Source organism: Streptomyces flavofungini (assembly GCF_014650815.1).
GTDB lineage: Bacteria > Actinomycetota > Actinomycetes > Streptomycetales > Streptomycetaceae > Streptomyces > Streptomyces flavofungini.
In genome coordinates this window covers 1-7730 of the sequence record NZ_BMVR01000046.1, presented here as the reverse complement: position 1 = coordinate 7730, position 7730 = coordinate 1, and the positions used below count along the sequence as shown (strand labels likewise).

Here is a 7730-nt window from a genome sequence, read left to right as displayed (position 1 = left end):
CAGCGGAAGGCGCTCCAGGACGACGAAGGCCGACGGGACCATGAACTCGGGCAGCTTTCCGCCCACGTGCTCCCGCAGCGCGGTGACGTCGATGTCCTCGACGTTCCCGGCCGGGACGACATACGCCACCAAGCGCTTGTCGGTGGTGCCGGTGCCCTTGGCCACGACCACGCCCTGCGCCACGTCCGGGTGCGCGGCGAGCGCGGCCTCGACCTCGCCGGGCTCGATGCGGAAGCCCCGCACCTTGAACTGCGCGTCACCGCGACCGACGTACTCCAACTGCCCGTCCGCGTTCCACCGCGCGAGGTCACCGGTGCGGTACATACGGCCGCCCGCCGGGCCGTAGGGGTCGGCGACAAAGCGGTCGGCGGTCAAGTCGGCGCGCCCGAAGTAGCCGCGCGCCACGTTACCCGCGATGTACAGCTCACCCACGACACTCTCGGGTGCCGGTTGGAGAGTGGGGCCGAGGATGTAGGCGCGCATGTTGCCGAGCGGGGTGCCGATGGGGGCGCTGCCGGTGCCGGTCCACTCCTGGTCGGCGGGCAGCGTGAAGGTCGTCGCGTAGAACGACTCCGTCTGGCCGTAGGCGTTGACGACACGGACACCCGGAATGGCCTCGCGCACGCGGTCCACGAGCGCCGCGGGCAGCGCCTCACCCGCGAACACCACGGAGTCCACGACGAGTTCGCCGTCGACCTGGTCGAGGATTTCGGCGAAGACCGACGGGACGGTGGAGACGACGCCACCCGACCAGCCGCCCCGCTCGCCGATGACCAGGACGTCCCGGACGACTTCGAGGGTGCCGCCGGTCGACAGGGTCGTGAAGGTCTCGAAGACCGACACGTCGAAGTTGACCGAGGTGCCCGCGAGCATCCGTGAACCCGCGCCGCCGACCCGCTCGACCAGGCGCGTGACGCCGTTGACCACGTTGGCGTGCGTGACCGCCACGCCCTTCGGGGTGCCGGTCGAGCCCGAGGTGTACATCACGTACGCGATGTGGTCCGGCTTGAGCGCGGCCCTGCGGTCGGCATCCGTCAACGGGGCGTCGGTGGCCGCCGGTTCGAGGTCCACGGCGCCGAGGAACAGGCGCGGGATGTCCGTCTCGGGCAGCACGCCGACGGTGTCCGCGTCCGTGAGCAGGAGCTTCGGCGCCGCGTCGGACAGGATGTGGTCCAAGCGGGAGCTGGGGTACCTCGGGTCGATCGGCAGATACGCGGCACCCGCCTTGAGCACCCCCAGCAAGCCCACGACCAGGTCCGCCGAACGCGGCAGCGCCAGACCCACGACCGCCTCCGGACCCACCCCGCGCCGGACCAGCTCACGCGCCAACAGCTCGGCACGCGCGTCCAGTTCGCGGTACGTCCACGACGAGTCACCGTCGACGACGGCGACCGCCTCCGGAGTACGCGCCGCCTGCTCCTCGAACAGGCCGGGCACGGTGAGCGCGGGCGTCGGCCGCGCGGTGTCGTTGAACGCGACGAGCAGCCGCTGCCGCTCCTCCGGCGCCAGCACGTCGACGTCCTTGACGGGCGTCTCCGGGTCGGCCGCGATCTGCTGGAGCACCCGGCCGAGGCGGCCCGCGATGCCCTTCACCGTGTCCTTGTCGTACCTGGTGTCCTGGTACTGCAGGCCGAGGCGCAGGTGCGGCGAGGCGTCGGCGCCGACGATCAGCGGGTAGTGCGTACCGCTGGACGCGCGCAGGCCCGTCACCGCGATGCCCGCCGCGGCGTTGGCGTCGCTCATGCCCGCGTGGTCGACCGGGAAGGACTCGAACACCACGAGGGTGTCGAAGAGCGTGCCGAGTCCGGTGGCCCGCTGGATGTCCGACAGGCCGTAGTGGTGGTGGTCCAGGAGCGCGGCCTGACGGTCCTGGAGGCCGGTGAGGAGCTGGGCCAGGGTCTGGCCCGGCTCGGCCGCCACCCGCACGGGCAGGGTGTTGATGAACAGGCCGACCATGGTGTCGACGCCGGTCACCGACGGCGGACGGCCGGACACCGTGGCGCCGAACGTCACGTCCTGACGTCCCGTCAACTGGCCCAGGGCGAGCGCCCAGGCGCCCTGCACCAGGGTGTTGAGGGTGATGCCCAGCTCCGCGGCGCGCCGGGACAGGGCCCTGGCGTCCTCCGTGGGCAGCGGCACCTCGACCATGTCCAGGCCGCCCTGTTCCGCCGAGGCGCCCGGAGCCAGCATCGTCGGCTCCGCCACCCCGTCCAGCTCCCGCGCCCAGGCCCGGGCGGCCTCGCCCCGGTCCTGCTGCGACAGCCAGGCCAGGAACTCCCGGTAGCCGCGCACGCGCGGCAGTTCGGCCGGGTCGCCGTGTGAGCCGTACAGACGAAGCAGGTCCTGGACGAGCATCGGGAAGGACCAGCCGTCGTACAGCACGTGGTGGGCGCTGAAGACCAGCTCGGAGAGGTTGTCGCCCATCGTGACCAGGCACATCCGCAGCAGGGGTGCGGCGGCCGGGTCGAAGGGGGTGACCTGGTCCTCGGCGAGCAGCCTCTCCAATGCCTCCGCGCGCTCGCCCTCGGGCAGTGCGCTGAAGTCGGCCTGGCTCCAGGGGAGTTCGGCGCCGTCCACGATGAGCTGGACCAGCTCGCCCGCCGAGTCGGGCACGAACGCGGCCCGCAGGTTCGCGTACCGGTCGAGCAGCGCCTGACCGGCCTTGCGGACGCGGGCCGGGTCGATCTGTCCGGACAGGTGCATCACGAGCTGGATGTGGTACGCGTCGCGGGCGTCGGCCGGGCCCTCGGCGTCACGGGCGCCGAGCAAGCTGTGGAACAGCAGGCCCGACTGCATCGTGGTGAGCGGCCAGACGTCCGAGACGCCCGGGTACTTCTCCTCCCAGGCCTCGATGTCGGACTGCTCGACGGTGACGAGCGGCACGTCGGACGGCGTCAGGCCGCCCGCGTCCGGCTCGGCGGCGTGCCGGGTGAGGCCGTCCAGGGCCGCGCACCACAGGTCCGCCAGGCGCCGCACCTCGTCGCGGGTCAGCACACCGGTGGGGAAGCCGACGCTCGCGGTGAGCTCCGGTCCCTGGGCGCTGTCGGTGACGTACGCGGTGAAGTCCACCGTCGCGAGGGCGGGCATCTCCGCGTCGAGGTCGGCGATGAGCGCGTCGGTGTCGGGCGCGGTGGTCCAGCCGAGGCCGCGCAGTGCCTCGGGCATGTCGTCGGCGGAGAACCGGCCGAGGTAGTTGAACGCGATCTGGCCGGTCGGGCGGCCCGCGAGGGCGCGGGACGTCTCCGGGTTCAGGTAGCGCAGGAGGCCGAAGCCGATGCCCTTGTCGGGCACGGACAGGAGCTGCTCCTTGACCGCCTTGACCACGCCGCCCGCGGCCCTGCCACCGGCGAAGGCCTCGGCCACGTCGTGCCCGGCGACGTCCAGACGTACCGGGAACATGCTCGTGAACCAGCCGAGGGTGCGCGAGACGTCCGCGCCCGGAGCCACGTGCTCCGCACGCCCGTGACCCTCCAGCCGGATCAGCGTCGAGGACGCCGAGGACTCCGGCACGCCACGCTCGCCCCGCCAGCGCGAGACCGCGAGGGCGAGGGCGGCGAGCAGGCCGTCGTCGACACCGCCGTGGAACGCGGCCGGGACGGTCGTCAGGAGGGACTCCGTCACCGCCACCGGCAGCTGCACGGACACGGTCTCCACCGTGGCGGTGACGTCCACTGCCGGGTCGAGCGGACGCGAGCCGATGACCGGGTCGGCACCCTCCAGCATGCCCTCCCACAGCGGGAGTTCGGCGGTGCGGGACTCGCGGTTCGCCTCGTCCTTGAGGGCGTGGGACCAGCGGCGCAGGGAGGTGCCGACCGGAGCGAGCTCCGGCGTCCTGCCCGCCTTGACCCCCTCCCAGGCCGCGGCCAGGTCCGGCACCAGGATGCGCCAGGACACGCCGTCCACGACCAGGTGGTGCAGGACGACGATGAGGCGTCCGGCCGGGTCGGCACCCGCGGTGTCGCACCACACGAACTGGGCCATCACCCCGGCCGTCGGGTTCAACCGCCCGGTGGCGGCGTCGAGTTCGGCGGTCGCGAGCCGCCGCCAGGCAGCCGAGTCCCAGTCGCCGTCGCACTCCACGCGGTGCACCAGCGGCGCCACGTCGACGGTGCCGGGCGCGGTGACCTCAAGGCCGCCCTCGCCCTCGGCGCGGAAGCGCGAACGCAGCACGTCGTGGTGGTCGACGACGGCGCTCAGCGTCGCGAAGAGGCCCGCCTCGTCGATGCCCTGCGGCAGGTCGAGGACCGTCGACATGGAGAACCGGTCGGTGTTCCCACCGAGTTCGGACGTCAGGTAGCGGGCCACGGGAAGCAGCGGCATCCAGCCGACGCCGCCGCCCGCAAGCTCCTCCAGGACCGCACCGGCGCCCGCGAGCCGGTTCTCGACGGCCGCGACGGCGAGCTCGGCCACCGTGCGGCACTCGAAGATCTGCCGAGGGGTGGTCTCGACGCCCTGTGCCTTGGCGCGGGACACCACCTGGATGGAGCGGATGGAGTCGCCGCCGACGGCGAAGAAGTCGTCGTCGACACCGACCCGGCCGAGACCGAGGACCTCCGCGTACACCCCGGCGAGGACCTTCTCCTCGGCGGTGCGCGGCGCCCGGTACTCCCCCGCCGTGAACTCCGGCTCGGGCAGGGCCTCGCGGTCCAGCTTGCCGTTGGGGGCCAGCGGCAGGCGGTCGAGGACCACGAACACCGCGGGCACCATGAACTCGGGCAGGCGGCCGGAGGCGAACCTGCGCAGTTCCTCCACCGGGACACCGGCGGTCAGGTCGAGGTCGGCGTTGACGTCCTCGACCTGCTCACCGGCCGGGACCACATAGCCGACGAGCTGCTTGCCGCCGCGGCCGTCCTTGACGGCCACGACGGCCTGGGCGACACCCGGGTGCGCGGCGAGCGCGGCCTCGACCTCGCCGGGCTCGATGCGGATGCCGCGCACCTTGACCTGCGCGTCACCGCGGCCGACGTAGTCGAGCTGGCCCTCGGGGGTCCAGCGGGCGAGGTCGCCGGTGCGGTACATGCGCGAACCCGCCGGGCCGTAGGGGTCGGCGACGAAGCGGTCGGCGGTCAGGTCGGCGCGCCCGAAGTAGCCGCGCGCCACGTTGCCCGCGATGTACAGCTCACCCACGACACCCACCGGCACGGGCGCGAGACCCGAACCGAGCACATAGGCCCGCATGTTGCCGAGCGGAGCGCCGATGGGGACGCTGCCCGAGCCGCCCCACTCCTGGTCGGCGGGCAGCGCCCACGTCGTCGCGTAGAACGACTCCGTCTGGCCGTAGGCGTTGACGACACGGACACCCGGAATGGCCTCGCGCACCCGGTCCACGAGCGCCGCGGGCAGGACCTCGCCCGCGAACACCACGGAGTCCACAACGAGTTCACCGTCGACCTGGTCAAGGAGCTCGGCGAACACCGACGGAACAGTGGACACGACACCGCCCGTCCAGCCGCCCCCCTCCCCGATGACCAGCACGTCCCGGGCCACCTCGACGGTGCCGCCCTGGGACAGGGTCGCGAAGGTCTCGAAGACCGACACGTCGAAGTTGACCGACGTCGCGGCCAGCATCCGCGTGGCGGAGTCGATACCCACGGACGCGGCGAGGCGCGTCACGCCGTTCACCACGTTGGTGTGCGTGACCATGACGCCCTTCGGGGTGCCGGTCGAGCCCGAGGTGTACATCACGTACGCCACATTGTCCGGCCGCAACGGCACCACCCGGTCCAGGTCACGGACCTTGACGTCGCCCATCTCAGGCTCCAGGTCGAGGTCACCGACGAACAACCGCGGAATGCCGCTGTCCGGCAGGACCCCGACGGTGTCCGCGTCCGTGAGCAGCAGCCTCGGCCGCGCGTCGGACAGGATGTGGTCCAAGCGGGAGCTGGGGTACCTCGGGTCGATCGGCAGATACGCGGCACCCGCCTTGAGCACCCCCAGCAAGCCCACGACCAGGTCCGCCGAACGCGGCAGCGCCAGACCCACGACCGCCTCCGGACCCACCCCGCGCCGGACCAGCTCACACGCCAACAGCTCGGCACGCGCGTCCAGTTCGCGGTACGTCCACGACGAGTCACCGTCGACGACGGCGACCGCCTCCGGAGTGCGCGCCGCCTGCTCCTCGAACAGGCCGGGCACGGTGAGCACGGGCGTCGGCCGCGCGGTGTCGTTGAAGTCGCGCAGTACCAGGTCCCGTTCGGCGGGCTCGACCAGCTCGACGGCGCCGACGCGCTGCGCCGGGTCGGCCGCGAGGAGGCCGACGACGCGGATGAACCGGTCGGTGATCCCCTGGGCGCTCGCGGGGTCGAACAGGTCGGTGGCGTACTCCAGGTGGCCGACGACGCCGTGGCCCGGGATGTCGGCCATGTTGAAGAACAGGTCGAACTTGGCGCTCTCGTTGCGGATCCGCTCGAACCGCACGTCGAGGCCGGGCAGGGCGAAGTCGTTCCGGTGGAAGTTCTGCCAGGCGAACATCACCTGGAACAGCGGCGCGTACGCCGTGGACCGCTCCGGGTTGAGCACCTCCACCAGGCGCTCGAACGGCACGTCCTGGTGGTCGTACGCGGCCAGGGACTTGTCGCGGGCCTGGTCGAGCAGGTCCTCGAAGGCGGGGTTGCCGGACAGGTCGGCGCGCAGCACCCAGGTGTTGACGAAGAAGCCGACCAGGTCCGCGAGGAGTTCGTCGGTGCGGCCCGCGACCGGGGCGCCGACGGTGATGTCGTCGCCGCCGCCGAGGCCGTGCAGCAGCACCGTCAGGGCGCACTGGAGCACCATCGACGCGGTCGCGCCGCGGCGCCGGGCCAGCTCCTCGACGGTGTCCATCACGTCCCGGTCGAGGGCGAACTCGACCGTGCCGCCACGGTGGCTGGCGGCCTGCGGGCGGGGCCGGTCGGTGGGCAGGCGGAGCGGCTGGGGCACGCCCGCCAGCTCCTCGCGCCAGTAGTCGACTTGCGCGGACTGCACGCTCTCGGGGTCGTCCTCGGCGCCGAGCAGCTCGCGCTGCCACAGCGTGTAGTCCACGTACTGGACCGGGAGTTCCTCCCAGTCCGGCGCGGTGCCCGCGAGCCGGGCGGTGTAGGCGGCGGCGAGGTCGCGGGACAGCGGGCCCATGGACACGCCGTCGCTGACGATGTGGTGGAACAGGAGCAGCAGGACGAACTCGTCCTCGCCGCAGCGGAACACGGTGGCCCGGGCCGGGACCTCACCGGCCAGGTCGAAGCCGTGACCGGCGGCCTCGGCCACGGCGTCGTCGAGGGCCTCGGGCGTCACGTCGACGACGGGCACGGCGACGTGCACGTCTGCGGCGGGCAGCACCTTCTGGAAGGGCACGCCCGCACCGTCGTCGATGATCAGCGTGCGCAGGCTCTCGTGCCGCGTGACCACGTCGTTGACGGCGGCCTCGAACGCGGCGGCGTCGAGCGTGCCGGTCAGGCGCAGCGGGAACGGTGTGTTGTATGTCGCCGAGGGGCCCTCGAAGCGGTCGATGAACCACAGGCGGCGCTGCGCGTACGACAGCGGTACGCGCTCGGGGCGGGGCTCTGCCCGGCGGAGCCGGGCGCGGACGCTGCCGCCGCCGGTGAGGTGCTCGACGAGTTCCGCGACCGTCGGCGCGGCGAAGACAGCACGGATCGGGATCTCGACGTCGAGCGTGGTGCGGATGCGGCTGACGAGCCGGGTCGCGAGCAGGGAGTGGCCACCGACGGTGAAGAAGTTGTCGTCGACGCCGACCCGCT

General features: G+C 72.6%; 1 protein-coding gene. It reads right to left on the bottom strand.

Annotated features, from left to right (window positions below):
- On the bottom strand, positions 1-7730 hold a 7730-nt coding region (locus IE274_RS38965; RefSeq protein ID WP_190120690.1), incomplete at both ends, for a non-ribosomal peptide synthetase.